The 16175-nt window shown below is 52.3% G+C and carries 13 protein-coding genes and 1 pseudogene; all 14 read left to right on the top strand.

Annotated elements, in window-relative coordinates:
* Positions 1-475 precede the first annotated feature (475 nt).
* Positions 476-1707 (top strand): annotated as a pseudogene (ltrA, locus tag ABIE59_RS19380) (group II intron reverse transcriptase/maturase).
* Positions 1708-2026: 319 nt separating this feature from the next.
* A complete protein-coding gene (locus tag ABIE59_RS19375; protein WP_354449417.1) occupies positions 2027-3508 on the top strand; it encodes a capsule assembly Wzi family protein in 1482 nt (493 codons plus the stop codon).
* Between the two features lie 104 nt (positions 3509-3612).
* The gene (locus ABIE59_RS19370) at positions 3613-6105 is read left to right on the top strand and encodes an SLBB domain-containing protein (protein ID WP_354449415.1); all 2493 of its coding nucleotides are present in this window, start codon (positions 3613-3615) and stop codon (positions 6103-6105) included.
* A gap of 182 nt (positions 6106-6287) precedes the next feature.
* Positions 6288-7241: a Wzz/FepE/Etk N-terminal domain-containing protein gene (locus ABIE59_RS19365; RefSeq protein ID WP_354449413.1), complete on the top strand. Its 954-nt coding sequence runs from the start codon at positions 6288-6290 to the stop codon at positions 7239-7241.
* Positions 7242-7386: 145 nt separating this feature from the next.
* Positions 7387-7653, top strand: coding sequence for a hypothetical protein (locus ABIE59_RS19360; RefSeq protein WP_354449411.1), 267 nt, complete (start codon positions 7387-7389; stop codon positions 7651-7653).
* Positions 7641-8330 carry an ATPase gene (locus tag ABIE59_RS19355; RefSeq protein ID WP_354449409.1) on the top strand — a complete coding sequence of 230 codons (690 nt, stop codon included), beginning with the start codon at positions 7641-7643 and terminating at the stop codon, positions 8328-8330. The genes ABIE59_RS19360 and ABIE59_RS19355 overlap by 13 nt, the downstream gene beginning before the upstream one ends.
* Positions 8331-8427: 97 nt before the next feature.
* A complete protein-coding gene (rfbB, locus tag ABIE59_RS19350; protein ID WP_354449407.1) occupies positions 8428-9501 on the top strand; it encodes a dTDP-glucose 4,6-dehydratase in 1074 nt (357 codons plus the stop codon).
* Between the two features lie 87 nt (positions 9502-9588).
* A complete protein-coding gene (gene rfbA, locus ABIE59_RS19345) occupies positions 9589-10464 on the top strand; it encodes a glucose-1-phosphate thymidylyltransferase RfbA (protein WP_354449405.1) in 876 nt (291 codons plus the stop codon).
* On the top strand, positions 10461-10868 hold the full coding sequence (locus tag ABIE59_RS19340) for a sugar 3,4-ketoisomerase (protein ID WP_354449403.1): 408 nt from the start codon (positions 10461-10463) through the stop codon (positions 10866-10868). The genes rfbA and ABIE59_RS19340 overlap by 4 nt, the downstream gene beginning before the upstream one ends.
* Complete coding sequence (locus ABIE59_RS19335; protein WP_354449401.1) at positions 10865-11326, top strand: acyltransferase; 462 nt, start codon at positions 10865-10867, stop codon at positions 11324-11326. The genes ABIE59_RS19340 and ABIE59_RS19335 overlap by 4 nt, the downstream gene beginning before the upstream one ends.
* Positions 11326-12447 carry a DegT/DnrJ/EryC1/StrS family aminotransferase gene (locus tag ABIE59_RS19330; protein WP_354449399.1) on the top strand — a complete coding sequence of 374 codons (1122 nt, stop codon included), beginning with the start codon at positions 11326-11328 and terminating at the stop codon, positions 12445-12447. The genes ABIE59_RS19335 and ABIE59_RS19330 overlap by 1 nt, the downstream gene beginning before the upstream one ends.
* A gap of 3 nt (positions 12448-12450) precedes the next feature.
* Positions 12451-13710, top strand: a complete 1260-nt coding sequence (locus ABIE59_RS19325) for an O-antigen translocase (RefSeq protein WP_354449397.1) — start codon at positions 12451-12453, stop codon at positions 13708-13710.
* A 52-nt stretch (positions 13711-13762) separates the two neighbouring features.
* A complete protein-coding gene (locus tag ABIE59_RS19320; protein WP_354449395.1) occupies positions 13763-14701 on the top strand; it encodes a glycosyltransferase family 2 protein in 939 nt (312 codons plus the stop codon).
* A gap of 131 nt (positions 14702-14832) precedes the next feature.
* On the top strand, positions 14833-16050 hold the full coding sequence (locus ABIE59_RS19315; RefSeq protein ID WP_354449393.1) for a hypothetical protein: 1218 nt from the start codon (positions 14833-14835) through the stop codon (positions 16048-16050).
* Positions 16051-16175 lie beyond the last annotated feature (125 nt).

Raw genomic sequence — 16175 nt, 5'->3', positions numbered from 1 at the left:
GAATTCGGGGTAAGTTAATGGCATGAGCCGTATACGAGGCCCGTATGTACGGTTCTGTGAGAGGGATGAGGCGGTGACGCCTCACCCTACTCGATTGTGCGCCCGGCACGGGCGCACTCCTGGAGGTGCAAGTCCTCCCGTGAGCTGGCCACAGCGAACGAAGTGAAGCGCAACTGCGGAAGGGCAACCGACCGTGGGGAGGAAGCGTGGATCATAAACCGTGAGCCGATGAACAAGAATCGGATACGAGGCACTGCCAAGCAGGGCGAGCGGGCAAGAAGCCGCGAAGCTCTTGTGGCCAAGGCGAGGTGGTGTAAATCCGGCGGTTGTGCGGTGAAGGAGTGTGTTCTTACCCGGGGAGATCTCGCCTCATGCCTGAAAGGGCGACGTGGCAACACGGAGCGAGAAGTCAGCAGAGGCCATAGTAGCCGCTAACACAGGGCGAAGGGCCGAACGAGAAGGAGCGTCAAACGCCTTGTCGATGAAAACTGTACGGCATCAGATGCCCGCGTCAGCGGGGCGGATCGCAGAACGGAAAGGTGAAGCCTTGCCGAATGCGCTCAGCGATGAAACAGGACTCCCGCGACAAGAACCGGAAGGCGCAGGGCGAAGCCTGCTTGCGCAGGCCTTCGCACGAGAGAACATGCAGCGGGCATGGAAGCGCGTGAAGGCCAACAAGGGGTCGGCAGTGAACGGGAACTGGGTATTCCCACCGTCACCGACCGTCTGATTCAACAGGCACTGCTGCAAGTGCTGCAACCTCTGATTGATCCCACCTTCAGCGAGCACAGCTACGGCTTCCGCCCGGGCCGCCGGGCCCACGATGCGGTGCTGGCTGCGCAACGCTACGCCCAACAGGGCCGCCATATCGTGGTGGACGTTGACCTGTCGAAGTTCTTCGACCGGGTTAACCACGACATCCTGATCGACCGCCTGAAGAAACGCATAAACGACCCCGGAATCATCCGGCTGGTGCGTGCGTATCTGAACGCGGGCATCATGGATGGCGGTGTGGTCATGGATCGGCATGAGGGCACGCCGCAAGGCAGGCCGTTGTCGCCGTTACTGGCCAACGTTCTGCTGGATGAGGTGGATAAAGAGCTGGAACGCCGAGGGCACTGCTTCGCTCGTTACGCCGATGACTGCAACGTTTACGTTCGCAGTGACAAGGCGGGAGAGCGGGTGATGCGTCTGCTACGCCGGTGTTACGACAAACTGCGCTTGGTGATTAACGAATCCAAAAGTGCAGTCGCCAGCGTGTTCGGTCGCAAGTTCCTCGGCTACGCCCTGTGGCAAGGGAGGGGTGGAGACGTTCGACGCGCGGTATCGACCAAAGCGTTACAGGCGTTCAAGCTCAGGATCAGGCAACTGACCCGGGGATCAGGTGGTCGCAGCATGGCACAGGTGGTGGAGAAGCTCCGCAGTTATCTGCTCGGCTGGAAAGGGTACTTCAGGCTGGCACAAACGCCTCGCATCTGGCGATCACTGGATGAGTGGATACGTCGCCGCCTGAGAATGCTCCACCTCCGGCACTGGCGACGGGGCAAGACGATCTACCGGGAGCTTCTGAAGCTGGGAGCAAAGCCCGGGGTTGCGCAATCGGTGGCGGCCTTGAGCCGGCGCTGGTGGCACAACAGTCTCTCCGCCATTCACCATGTGCTGACCATTGCCTACTTCGACCGTTTGGGCGTGCCGAGACTCTCGTGAAACCTCAACTTCTCGAACCGCCCGGTGCGGACCCGCATGCCGGGTGGTGTGGGAGGGGCGGAACCTATTGGTTCCCCCCTATCCCGATGTTAGCCCAAAATGTGACCAAGTTACTTGCATCCCAAAATATTTCACAAACTTTAACTCCCAAAACTGTCCACAAAATACTCAGTCAGCCTTTTTGTCACTTGCGTGTAATCCAGCATCCCGTAGAATCGTCACACTTCTGAAACACACCACGAACAACCTGACAAGGATCGCGTTAGGAACTTTCCTCCCGCTTTTTCGTTATATCCTTGTCTCAAGAAAATAAAATTCTATGACCTTAAAACACTGGACCCTGGTCGGTGGGGCGGTAGCGTGCCTGAACAGTTTTTCGATTGCCGCAGCCCCCTGGCTTGAGCCCGGGGACCCCCGTGCCCGTTTTGCCGTACAAAAGCTCGCAGACCGTGGCCACCTGGACCGCTCCGTAACCACCTGGCCCATCAATTGGGCAGCACTGGAAAACGGCACCCAAACCAGCGCCAACGCCGACCTGCCATCCGTCGGCATGGCCAGCGCCTATTTAAGATTTGAGCAGGAACAGCAAGCCCAGCCGGGGTTCCGGGCAGAGCTCAATGTAAACGCCCAGTCAGACATCCCGGCTTTCACCGGATTTCAGAACAACGCCCTGGCCAAAGCCGGTACCTCCTTCAATCTGCAGTGGCAAGGCAACGCCTGGGCCGCAGGCATCAAACCCGCCTATGCTCATGATCCGGACGACGACGAAGAATTCCGCCTGGACGGCAGCTACCTGGCCGCCACCGCAAGCAACTGGGTATTCGGCGCCGGTGCCATCGACCGCTGGTGGGGCCCGGGTTGGCAGTCCAGCCTGATACTCTCCAACAACGCCCGGCCGGTGCCGTCTGTTTGGATAACCCGGAACGACCCCAGCGCCTTCGAAGCACCTTGGCTAAGCTGGCTCGGCCCCTGGAACGCCACCCTGCTAACCGGCCAGTTTGAAAAAGACCGCGCCGTGCCAGACGCCAAACTCATCGGCATGCGCTTCAGCTTCCGCCCCGTAAACGGCCTGGACATCGGCTTGTCCCGCGCGATTATCTTCGGTGGGGAAGGGCGGCCAGAGGGCGCTTCCACCATCTGGAACGCCCTGATCGGCCGCGACAATGGCCAGTTGGAAGAAGATGACCCCGGCGATCAGTTGGGCAGTATCGATATCCGCTACGGCTTCAGCATCGGCCAGCAAAGCATGGGCCTTTATATGGAGATGATGGGCGAAGACGAAGCCGGCGCCTTCCCCGGAAAGAAATCCTGGTTAATGGGTGCAGACTGGACCAGCCAGCTATTCAATGCCGATCAACAATGGTTCCTGGAATACGTAAACACCTTGGCCGACGACTTCATGGGCAGCGCCGTGCCCAACGTAGCCTTTGAACACAGCCGCTACCGCACCGGCTACCGTTATTACGGCCGTAACATGGCCACCAGTTTCGAAGGCGACGCCGTAGCCGTCACCCTGGGCGCCTACCACTTCCTGCCCAGCGGCAGCAACATCACCGCCAAAGCCAGCTACGCCGAACTCAATAAAGACGGCAGCACCAGAGTAGTCGCCCCTAACGACAAAGTGTTCTACACCGCCCCGGCAGATAGCCAGGATATAGCAATGCTGCAGCTAGGCTACGGCACCCAGGTACTCAACGGCTGGCTAGACCTGAACCTTCAGGCCACCGACAAAAAAGTCGAATACATCAGCGGCAAAAAAGACCAATTCGCCGCCTCAGCCAGCTGGACATATAGGTTCTAGCCTTAGCCCAGTTATGAACAATGGGGTCTGACCCCTCGGGGTCAGACCCCTACGCACCAGCTCTAATCCGTTACCCAAATTCCAGAAATCCCGGACTTTACTCAGTGAACATAAAAAAGCTCCTAGTCCCACTAGCCCTACTATTCCCCCTGGCCACCCAAGCCCAATCCATCAGCCAGGCCCAGCTTGACCAGTTTAAGCAACTCCCAAGGGCCCAGCAGGAAGCCCTGGCCAGCCAATACGGCGTAGACCTCAACAACATCGCCGGCAGCCAACGCACCACCCAGCGCCCGGAACAGGTCAACGTGGTAGAGCCGGTAACTACCATTACCGATGAAGAGCGAGATCGGGCTCGAGAACAAAGAGAACAGGAAGACAAACAAACCACCAAGAACGGCGGCCTCAAGCCCTACGGCTACGACCTCTTCGCCGGCAGCCCCACCACCTTTGCGCCAGTAACGGAAATCCCCGTACCGTCTGATTACACCCTGGGCCCAGGCGACGTGCTGCGCATACAAATGTGGGGCAACCAGAACCAGAACCTGGAGCTGCCCATCAGCCGCGATGGCACCATCAGCTTCCCGGATTCCGGCCCGGTCACCGTGGCAGGCCTTAGCTTCGACGAAGCCCGCCAACAAATCCGCAAGCGGGTATCCGAACAGTACATCGGCGTAGAAGCCTCCATTACCCTGGGCGAACTGCGCAGCATGCGGGTGTTCGTGCTGGGTGAAGCCCGCAACCCAGGCTCCTACACCGTCAGTTCCCTGTCTACCATCACCAACGCCCTGTATGTCTCCGGCGGGGTAAAGCAGAACGGCTCCCTGCGTAATGTGCAACACAAACGCAACGGCAAACTCGTAGGCACGCTGGACCTGTACGACCTGCTCCTCAAAGGCGACAGCAGCGCAGACAACCGCCTGCAGCCGGGCGATGTCATCTTCATCCCGCCCGTAGGCAAACGCGCCGGCATAGAAGGCGAGGTATACCGCCCGGCCCTGTACGAACTCAAAGGCGACAACACCCTGGCCGACCTGGTACGTATGGCTGGCGGCCTTACCCCACAGGCCTATCCCCAGCGAGTTAACATTGAGCGTACCAACCAGGATTTCCTGCGCATCATCGCAGAGGCAGACTACACCGCCCAGCAGGGCCAGAACGCCCGCGTGCAGGCCGGCGATAGAATCCGCATACCGTCTATCTCAGACATCACCGGCCAATACGTGGAAATCCAGGGCGCCGCCACCCGCGCCGGCAAGTTCGCCTGGATGCCCGGTATGCGCCTGAGCTCCATCATCCAGAACCTGGACACAGACCTGCAGCCAGTGGCCGATAAGCGCTTCGCAGCCATCGTGCGCACAGACAAAAACAAAGACAGCATTTCCGTACTCAACCTGCGCCTGCGCGAAGCCATCACCCGCCCTGGCAGCGAACACGACATCGCTCTGGAAGAAAAAGACCGCATCCTCATCTTCTCCGATGCCGGCAAAGTACAGGGTGGCGAAGACGGCCAGAACTTCACCCGTGAAAGCCTGTTCACCCCGGTACTTCAGCGCCTGAAAAGCCAGGCCAAACCCGGTGAACCCCAACAAACCATCCGCATCAGCGGCCCCGTGCGCTACCCGGGCGAATACCCCATGCCCGCTACCCGCAGCCTGGCGGATGCCATCTTTGTAGCCGGCGGCCTGAAAGATTCCGCCTCCCTCTACCACGCAGAAGTAGCCCGCTACAGCACCGATGAGCAAGGTATTGGCCAAACCAACATCCTCAACATCGACCTCGCCGATGCCATGGCCGGCAACAGCCAGATAACACTGCAAAGCCGGGACAGAATCCTCATCAAATCCATCCCGGAATTTGCCACCACCCGCACCATTACCCTGGCCGGTGAAGTACGCTACCCCGGCGAATACACCTTCCGCGACGGCGAAACCCTGAAAGACGTACTGCAAAGGGCAGGGGGCGTAACCGATAACGCCTTCCCCCGTGGCGCCGTTTTCACTCGTGAAAAACTCCGCCAACTCGAAGCCCAACGCCTGCGCGAAGCCGAAGAACGCCTGCAAGGTGATTTGCTGGGAGTGCAACTGCAAGGCGACGGTGTTGGCGGCCGTAACGCTGAGCGGGTACAGCAAGTGGAAGGCCTGCTGGAAGAAGTACAAAACAGCCGCCCAATCGGCCGAATGGTCATAGACCTGGCCGCGGTGCTGGAAAACGAAAACTACCAGGCCATCCGCCTGCAAGACGGCGACCGCCTGACCATACCCACCATCCCGCAATCGGTATCTGTATTCGGCGAAGTACAATTCCCCACCAGTCACCTGCACCAGGCTGGCTTGACCGTGGATGACTACCTCGAACGCTCCGGCGGCCCCACCCGCCAGGCCGATGAAAGCCGAGTCTACGTAGTAAAAGCCGACGGCTCCGTAACCCTGCCCCAGCGCAGCCGCTGGTTCGGTGGCAGAAGCCAACAACTGGAACCCGGCGACACCATCATCATGCCGATCGACGTAGACCGCCTGAACCAACTCGAACTCTGGACCAACGTAAGCCAGATCGTCTACCAAATCGCCCTAGGCGCCGCAGCAGTAAACAGCCTATAACGAGAGCGCGAGCCGCGAGCCAGACCCGGTCGGCCAGGGTCTGACCCCGCATGGGGTCTGACCCACAAGGTAAAATTTTTAACAAAGGCACAAGCAACGCGGCCGAACAAACAACCGGCCAGGGTCTGACCCCACGCGGTCTGACCCACAAGGCACCCAAGCTAAACCAAGGAACATTATCCGTGGCCGAACAAACCACAACACACTATCCAGACGACGAAATAGACCTCCGAGAACTCTTCGCCACCCTATGGCGAGGAAAATGGCTAATCATCGCCTTCACCATCGTCTTCGCCGCCGCAGGCGTCTTCTACGCCCTGAGCCAACCCAACATCTACCAAGCCAGCGCCCTACTAGCCCCAGCCCAAAACGAAGGCGGCAGCCGAATCAGCGGCCAACTCAGCGGCCTGGCCAGCTTAGCCGGCGTTAACCTCGGAGGCGGCAGCGGCGCCAACAAAACCGTATTAGCCAAAGAAACCCTACGCTCCCGAGCCTTCCTGACAGACTTCATCCGCCGCCACGAACTCGCTGTGCCCCTAATGGCGACCAAAGCATGGGACATGACCAACGAACGCTGGGTAATAGACCAAGAAATCTACAGCTCGGAAACTGGTGAGTGGCAAAGAGATGGCGATGGCAAATCCCTGAAACCCACAGACTGGGACCTGGTAAAAGCCTTCCGCGAACTCCTAAGCGTAAGCGACAACAAAGACACCGGCATGGTCACCGTAAGCATCAAAAGCCTCTCCCCGGTAGCCGCGAAAGACTGGGCGGAAAAACTGGTGCAAGACATCAACGAACACATGCGCACCCAGGATGTACAAGAAGCTGAGGCCAGCATCGCCTACCTGGAAGACAAGCTCCGCCAAACCAACATCGCCGGTATGCAGCAGGTGTTCTACCAGCTTATAGAAACCGAAACACGTACGGTAATGCTCGCCAATGCTCAGCGGGAATACGTATTCAAAACCGTAGACCCTGCAGTAGTGCCCCAGGAAAAGAGCGAACCCAAGCGAGCCTTGATTGCCATAGTCGCTACTATGCTCGGCGGAATGCTGGGCGTGTTCACCGTATTCGTAATGGCTTTCGTTCGCTCCGGTAAAGAAGAACCCGAGCAGGCTACAAAAGGGGTCTGACCCCGAACGGGGTCAGACCCCACCCTTCTGCCAGCGACGATCCCCAAAATCAGCGGCAGCGGCAGTAATGCGCACGACCAACATCTGGCCCAGGCACCTGCAACGTAGTATGCTCAACAGTGAAGTTAGCTCTGGAGGTGTTCAGATGAGTACCTGCAAGGAAGAGAAAGCAGTGACCAAGATACGAAAATATCCCCGCAGCAAAGCGTTCGATGACAACCGGAAGTTGGCATACTACGCCAAGCTCTCATCTCGTAATGCGATTGATGATTTGCTTGAGGCCGGGATTTCCGTTGTATACCTGAAAGACGGAAAACTGGTGCGAAAAGGTCCGGATAACAAACTGACCGTGTTAAAGGAATCAGAGAACAAGGAAAAGTTCGACCTTAGGGAGTACCTGTGCCACGGATAAGGCTTATTGCAGGCCCCAATGGGTCTGGCAAAACTACACTGTTAAAAACGCTGGTAAAGAACAAAGTTCCGGTAGGGCAGTACATCAACCCAGATGATATTGCCCGCCATATTCATCTCTCGGAAAGCTTGGAACGAGCCTCTCAGGCATTAAAGCAAAGCAACAAGCTACCAGCACTCTCAGACGATTTTGAGCATTATTTCTCCGTGCTGTTGGCGCAGACTATCGCAACTGGATTGCGCACAGACTGGCTGGCGTACCAGCTCTCACTGACCTATGAATCGGTTATGAGCCATGAGAGTCATTTGTCGTTTGTGGATAAAGCGATAGAGGCCGGTTTTGAACCCTATCTTTACTATATCTGCACCTCAGACCCGGATATAAACAAGGCGCGGGTAAGTCAGCGAGTGAAGTCGGGTGGTCATGATGTGCCGGAGGATAAAATCCAAAGCCGGTACATCAATAGCCTCGGCTTGCTTCAAAAAATGTCGCAGAAATGCAAGCGAGTCTATTTCTTTGATAATTCAGGGCAGGAACACCTGCACTTTGCCGAGATCACTCCCGACGGGTATCTGGATATATTTGAAAAGCAGTTTGCAAAAGCAAACCCCGTCTGGTTTATCGACAACCTGCTAATGAAATGGCCGCGCGAAAAAGTCCGTATTGCATCGATTTAGCATATTTTTCGCAGTCTACAAAGGGGTCTGACCCCGAACGGGGTCAGACCCCACCCTTCTGCCAGCGACGAACTCAAAACCCGAGTACAGCACCAAAATGAAACTACTAGTCACCGGCGGCGCCGGCTTCATAGGCTCCGCCGTCATCCGCCACATCATCACCAATACCCAAGATGAAGTGGTCAACCTCGACAAACTAACCTACGCCGGCAACCTAGAAAGCCTGGCGGAAGTAAGCGACAACGAACGCTACACCTTCGAACAAGTAGATATCTGCAACCGGGCCGAACTAGACCGCGTACTGGCCCAACATCAACCAGACGCCATCATGCACCTGGCAGCCGAAAGCCACGTAGACCGCTCCATAGACGGCCCGGCCGACTTTATCGAAACCAACATCGTAGGCACCTACACCCTGCTGGAAGCCATGCGCCAGTACTGGCAGGCGCTGGAAGCCGAAAAGAAAGCCAACTTCCGCTTCCACCACATCAGCACAGACGAAGTCTACGGCGACCTCCCGCACCCAAGCGAAATACCCAACGCGGAGGAGCATTTGTTCACCGAACAAACCGCCTACGCCCCCAGCAGCCCATACTCAGCCAGCAAAGCCAGCTCAGACCACCTGGTACGCGCCTGGCAACGTACTTACGGCCTGCCGGTACTGGTAACCAACTGCTCCAACAACTACGGCCCCTATCACTTCCCGGAAAAACTCATCCCGCTGATGATCCTTAATGCCCTGGAAGGCAAGCCACTCCCGGTATACGGCAAAGGCGACCAGATACGTGACTGGCTCTATGTTGAAGACCACGCCCGCGCCCTTTACAAAGTCGTCACCGAAGGCAAGCCCGGCGAAACCTACAATATCGGCGGCCACAACGAAAAACAGAACATCGAAGTAGTGCACACGATCTGTGACATCCTCCAGGAACTCCGCCCGCAGGAACGCAGCTACCGGGACCTGATCACCTTTGTGCAAGACCGCCCCGGCCACGACATGCGCTACGCCATAGACGCCAGCAAAATCCAGAAAGAACTCGGCTGGGCGCCACAAGAAACCTTCGAAACCGGCATCCGCAAAACCGTCCAATGGTACCTACACAACCTCGACTGGTGCCAACGTGTGCAGGACGGCAGCTACCAGCGCGAAAGATTAGGTGTTACGAATTAGATCTTTAGGGCAACGGCACCAAATTATCGACGGGGTCTGTCCCAGCGTGGACTGACCCCAAACCACCCCAATTTAAGGCCACATAAAGTGAAAGGAATAATCCTGGCAGGCGGCTCCGGCACCCGCCTGTACCCCATAACGCTCGGCACCTCCAAACAACTCCTGCCGGTGTACGACAAACCCATGATCTACTACCCGCTCTCTGTACTCATGCTGGCGGGCATCCGGGACATCCTCATCATCACCACCCCGGAAGATCAGGCCGGCTTCAAGCGCGCACTCGGCACCGGCGAACAATTCGGCATTAACCTCAGCTACGAAATCCAGCCAAGCCCGGACGGCCTCGCTCAGGCCTTTATCATCGGCGAAGAATTCATCGGTGACGACAGCGTGTGCCTGGTACTGGGCGACAACATTTTTTACGGCCAGGGTTTCACCCCCAAGCTAAAACAGGCTGCCCAGCGCACGGAAGGCGCCACGGTATTTGGCTATCAGGTAAAAGATCCAGAGCGCTTCGGGGTAGTCGAATTCGACGAAAACAAACGAGCCATATCCATCGAAGAAAAACCCGAACACCCAAAATCCCACTACGCCGTAACCGGCCTCTACTTCTACGACAACACTGTGGTAGACATCGCCAAACAGGTACAGCCCAGTCATCGGGGCGAACTGGAAATTACCTGCGTAAACCGCGCCTATCTCGAGCAAGGCAACCTGAACGTAGAACTTCTGGGCCGTGGCTTTGCCTGGCTAGACACCGGCACTCACGAAAGCCTGCTGGAAGCCGCGCAGTTTGTAGAAACCATCGAAAAACGCCAGGGCTACAAAATTGCCTGCCTTGAAGAAATTGCCTTCAATCAGGGCTGGCTTTCTTCAGAGCAACTACAAGTCCAAGCCACCCAGTTGAAGAAGAACGGCTATGGCGAGTATCTGGCACATTTGATAGAGGATGCAGCGAAATGAGCCTCATCAAGTGGATCGAATTCCCAAGTCTTGGAGATGATAGGGGTAGCCTGGTTGCTGTCGAAATGGGCCAAGACAGAGCGGTCCCGTTCGACATTAAACGGGTCTATTACATCTACCATACTGAGCAAGGCGTTAGCCGTGGTTACCATGCTCACAAACAGTTGAAGCAAGTGGCTATCTGCGTAGCCGGTAAATGTCGCATGGTGCTGGATGATGGCAAAACCCGTGAAGAAGCTTGGCTGGATTGTCCAACTAAAGGCCTGGTTATCGAAGACATGGTCTGGCGGGAAATGCACGATTTCAGCAAAGATTGCGTGCTATTGGTGCTGGCGACTGAACACTACGACGAATCCGACTACATTCGCGATTACAGCGATTTCCTGAGGCAAGCGAGCCAATGAGCTTTATCCATCCTTTAGCAGACGTAGCAGATTGCACGATAGGCGACGGCACAAAAGTCTGGCAATTTGTTGTCATCCTTAAAGGCGCAAAGATTGGTCAGGACTGTAACATTTGCGCTCAAACTCTGATTGAGGGTGATGTTATTGTCGGTGACCGGGTAACTGTAAAGTCTGGCGTTCAGCTGTGGGATGGTACTCGCGTAGAAGACGATGTGTTTATTGGTCCGAATGTAACGCTGACAAATGACCCATATCCCCGCTCTAAAGAATACCCGGAGAAGTTTTCCGGTGTAGTCATAGAAAGCCATGCAAGTATTGGCGCCAACGCGACCCTATTACCAGGAATAACGATTGGCAAATCCGCAATGGTGGGGGCGGGTGCAGTTGTCACCAAAAACGTTCCGGCTGGTGCTGTAGTAACTGGTAACCCAGCAAAAGTAATCAGGTATATCGATTAATGATTCCGTTCCTAGATTTGAAAGCCATCAACGCCCAATACCGAGATGAACTCGTAGCCGCCGCCACCCGCGTGATCGACTCCGGCTGGTACATTCAGGGCACTGAAGTAAAGGCCTTCGAAGAAGAGTTCGCCGACTACTGCGGCAGCAAACACTGCATAGGCGTAGCGAATGGCTTGGATGCCCTGACTCTCACTCTCAGAGCCTGGAAAGAAATGGGCAAATTGGAAGAGGGCGACGAGGTCATTGTTCCGGCCAACACCTACATCGCCAGCATATTGGCAATCACCGAAAATCGGTTAAAGCCTGTATTGGTCGAGCCGGACGAGACCACATTCAACCTTTGCCCGGAAAAAACTGCTGCAGCTATCACCTCGAAAACAAAAGCCATTGTTGCTGTTCACCTCTATGGTCAGATATCCCCAATGCCAGCACTAATGCAATTGGCGGATAAACACGGTCTATTGGTACTGGAAGATGCCGCCCAGGCGCATGGCGCCAGTATGGATGGTCGTAAGGCTGGTAGTTGGGGGCACGCAGCAGGCTTTAGCTTTTACCCCGGTAAGAATCTTGGCGCACTGGGCGATGCGGGTGCCGTTACTACGGATGATGAAGAACTGGCCAAAATCATCCGCGCCTTGGGTAATTACGGTAGTCACAAAAAATACGAAAATCTCTATCAGGGCGTGAACAGCCGGTTGGATGAGATGCAAGCAGCAATGCTGCGAGTCAAACTGCAACATCTGGATGCTGAAACAAAGCGCCGAAAATCAATTGCATTGGCCTACAGTAAAGGCATCATCCATCCTGCATTGGCTCAGCCTATACCGGCCAGCAGCACGTTTGAATCATTGGAAAACCACGTATTCCATTTATATGTTATCCGCACAACAGATCGCGAAGCCATGCAGGCGTGCCTGGCTGACGCCGGTGTCCAATCACTTATTCACTACCCAATTCCGCCTCATCACCAACAGGCTTATGGGCAATGGGCTGAACAGGTTTATCCACTGACGGAAGCCATTCATCAGCAAGTGCTGAGCTTGCCGGTCAGCCCCATGATGACGGATGAACAGGTGGAGTCAGTTATTGCCGCCAGTAATCGCTTTGAGATGCATTAACACATGACACTGATTAAAACCAGCTTGCTGAACGGCATTGCTGTTGTCATCAAAATGCTGACGTTGCTGGGCTTAAACAAAATACTGGCTATTTACGTTGGCCCGTCAGGTTACGCTGCGTTGGGCCAGTTTCAAAACGCTGTGCAGATGATCACAACACTGGCAAGCGGTGCGATCAATACCGGCGTGACCAAATATACGGCTGAATACCACGAAGACGAAGCCAAACAACATGCGGTCTGGAGAACCGCCGGCACGATATCACTTATTGGCTCGTTATTAGTGTCAATAGTTGTGATTGCACTCAATAGGCCCTTGGCGGGCTTGTTTCTAAAGGATGAAAACCTCGGCAGTGTGTTTATTTGGTTCGCCGGGACATTGGTGTTATTCGTTCTCAATACCTTGCTATTGGCAATTCTCAATGGAAAGAAAGAGATCCACCGCTATGTTGTAGCCAACATATCTGGCAGTCTATTTGCCCTCGTGGTCACTACGGTGATGGCCATACAGCTCAAACTGTATGGGGCATTAGTTGCTCTGGCCATCTATCAATCATTGACGTTCTTTGTAACGCTGGCGCTCACCTACAAGGCTTCCTGGTTCAAATTCCATTATCTATTCGGTCGAGTTGATAAACGAGCCGCTAAAAACCTGGCGAAATATACAGCGATGGCGCTTACTGGTGCGATTTGTGTGCCTATCAGCCATATCCTGATACGAAACCATCTGGGTGAAACGCTGGGCTGGAATGCTGCCGGTTATTGGGAAGCCATGTGGCGGCTTAGCACGGCATATCTCATGCTGGTCACCATGACGCTGAGCGTCTATTACCTGCCAAAGTTGTCGGAGCTGCAAAGCCCAACGGAAATTAAAAGAGAAATTTTGCAAGGATATAGAATCATTCTTCCGGTTGCGGCGGTATGTGGCTTAAGTATTTACCTTCTGCGGGACTTCATTATCAGGGTACTGTTCACCGATGAGTTCTCCGGCATGGAAGTCATGTTTGCATGGCAGATGGTGGGCGACACACTCAAAATTGGTAGCTGGATACTGTCTTATCTTATGCTCGGAAAAGCCATGATGAAGCTTTTTGTCGTGTCAGAGGTAGGGTTTTCGGTATTGTTCTATACGCTGAGCGTAATGTTCACTAATCAATTGGGTTTAGAAGGTATGGCAATTGCGCATGCTACAAACTACCTCTTGTACTGGGTTGTTATGGCGATAGCTGTTACGGCTAACGTTCGCTCTAAAACACCTTTATAATTTATGCTCGATTTTTACCGTTTGTAATATTTATCGAAGGTTAATGCAGTTTATGTCTAACGCATATGAAATTTCTGATTACCCTGCTACCGAAAGGTGTCAGGATAATCCATTGGTATCTGTGATAGTGCCTTGCTACAACCATGAAAAATACGTCAAAGAGTGCATTGAAAGCATAATAGATCAGGATTATAAAAATTTAGAGCTTATAATCATCGATGATGGTTCTCAGGATAGATCCTCAGAAGTGATTAAAGCCATGGCAGCGGCCTGTGAAGCCCGATTTGTAAGGTTTTCGTTCCGCTCTAGAGAAAATAGAGGCTTGTGCGCCACGCTAAACGAAGCTGTTGAATGGGCTGAAGGTGAGTTTTTGTCTCCGCTGGCGTCAGACGATGTTCTGTTTCCCGAAAAAGTATCCCGGCAGATTTCAGAATTTAAAAAAAGAGCCCTGGAAAAAAGCAATCTAGTTGCAATATATTCTGGTGTTGAGTTTATTGATAGCGAAAGCCAGCCACTAAAGATCAAGAAGGGTGGTGGAAAGTTCTGCGGTTTTGATGGGGTCATTCTGAGAAATGTTTTTTTGCCTACGCCAACATTTCTCGTCAAAAGAGAAGCTATAATTTCTGTGGGTGGTTTTAATCCAGACTACAAAATTGAGGATTTCTATATCCGGTTGAAGTTGACTGATAATGGTGGTGTGTTCTTTGTGATGCCTGAGCCGTTGGTTAAATATAGGCGTCATGATGATAATTTTTCGCAAAAATCGGACCAGATTTGGCGTGGTGTTTTAGAAATCCTATCTGATTATTCAGATAGGATTATTTATAAAAAGGCGCTTGCTATGTCAATTATGGTTCAGGCTCATGATTTTCAAACTGTGTCTACCGGAAAAGGGTTGAGATATGTTTGTAAAGCTATTGGTATACGGCCTTCTGTTTTTTTTAGTAGGTCAATGTTTCGGTTTTTTGTTAAAATTTTCTTTCGCCTTTGAATTGATTCCATTAGATTGTTTTTGTTTTGGTGTTTTCGCGTAATATTAATTATTAGGGTTAAATTTTTATTTTATTTTAGCGTTAAAGATTTAATTGAATTTTAGGGGCGCTGGATTTCTTAGGGAAATTTGTGAATTATTATTTTAGATTTACTTTCTGGGCTCTCGTTTTATATATATTTATATTTCAGCCGCCGGTTATTCCTAAGTTGGCGTACTTAGGTGTTCAGTTGTTTTTTGTATTACTTTTTTTGTTGTTGTTTGGTCGGCGTATTTTTAATTTTTTGTTGATTTTTAAGTGGGAGTTTTCTTTACTTTTTATCGTTCTGATTGTGGTCTGTTTTCGAGATGGTATGACGGGAGAGGTGGTTTATTTAGACAGGTTTTTTGGTTGGACTTTTCAGTCGTTTGTAGTTTCATCAATTATTATTTTGATCTATGAAGATGGACTTTATAAATGCAGAGTTAAGCCGGGGTTTGAAAAAGCAGTTTATCTTGCTATTTTGTTAGCATCTTTTGTTACTCTGGCTTTATACTTCATTCCTCCATTAGATGAATTTTATGAGTCAATTCAGTTGGATGCATATTATGAAATCTATAGCGCATTTGATAAACGCTACCGTGCTTATGGTGTGGCAGAAAATCTGACTTTTACATACGCTTTTGTACTAGGGTTAGGTGCCGGTTTAAGTCTTATTTATGCAAGGTTTAATTTGGCTTACATGTTATTTGTTCCGATTCTTGTTTTTGGTGTTTCAGTAAACGCCAGAATTGGATTTGTCGGTTTTTTCATCATATTTTTATACCTTTTGTTTCTAGGTGGTCTTCGGTATAAGGTTTTGATTGTTTCTTTTTCGGCTTTGTCTTCTGTTGTTTTCTTATATTTTGGTCAAGAATTTTTGAGTGAGAACGAGTGGAGTTTTGGTTTCTTTATTGCTGTTGTAGATTTTTTGGTTCATGGATTGGGTGGTGATAATATTGTCTCAAATTTAATTTCTAATCATATAGTAGTTCCATCAACCTCTCTCGCCATACTTTTTGGTACTGGTGTCTCTGTTTACGGTGGTTCAGAATTAGGTAATAGTGATATTGGTTATATAATCCAGCTTACATATGGGGGTTTATTTTTTTTAATATCATTGTTTTCTCTGGTTGTTTACATGATCATTCGGTTGTTTAATGTCCTAGGGTGGCGTCATTGGTATTCATGGTTTTTTCCAATATCAATAGCCGTCTTGAATTTTAAGGGATTTGTTTTTGCCATGACTCCGGGCGGAAGAGTATTGATTCTTCTGTATCTTTTTTATGTTTCTAATGTGGTGCGTAGAAAGTTTTATTCTTCGAATTAAATTAAATATTAAATATGGTGGCCTGTGTTTAAGTGTCAACGTCGGGTTAAAACTGACCCACTTTTTGGCAATATCGCCGGTTTAAAACTGACCCACCCTTGGCGGTTAGGTGTTGGTTAATTGAT

The organism is Marinobacter sp. MBR-99, assembly GCF_040547575.1.
Classification (GTDB): Bacteria; Pseudomonadota; Gammaproteobacteria; order Pseudomonadales; family Oleiphilaceae; genus Marinobacter.
The sequence above is the reverse complement of the archived record's forward strand: the minus strand, read 5'-3'. Positions and strand labels throughout refer to the sequence as shown.

Coding starts and splice junctions, on each gene's coding strand:
- ABIE59_RS19325 (WP_354449397.1), top strand. CDS start 12,451: ATGACACTGATTAAAACCAGCTTGCTGAACGGCATTGCTGTTGTCATC.
- ABIE59_RS19335 (WP_354449401.1), top strand. CDS start 10,865: ATGAGCTTTATCCATCCTTTAGCAGACGTAGCAGATTGCACGATAGGC.
- ABIE59_RS19375 (WP_354449417.1), top strand. CDS start 2,027: ATGACCTTAAAACACTGGACCCTGGTCGGTGGGGCGGTAGCGTGCCTG.
- ABIE59_RS19330 (WP_354449399.1), top strand. CDS start 11,326: ATGATTCCGTTCCTAGATTTGAAAGCCATCAACGCCCAATACCGAGAT.
- ABIE59_RS19360 (WP_354449411.1), top strand. CDS start 7,387: ATGAGTACCTGCAAGGAAGAGAAAGCAGTGACCAAGATACGAAAATAT.
- ABIE59_RS19320 (WP_354449395.1), top strand. CDS start 13,763: ATGTCTAACGCATATGAAATTTCTGATTACCCTGCTACCGAAAGGTGT.
- rfbB (WP_354449407.1), top strand. CDS start 8,428: ATGAAACTACTAGTCACCGGCGGCGCCGGCTTCATAGGCTCCGCCGTC.
- ABIE59_RS19340 (WP_354449403.1), top strand. CDS start 10,461: ATGAGCCTCATCAAGTGGATCGAATTCCCAAGTCTTGGAGATGATAGG.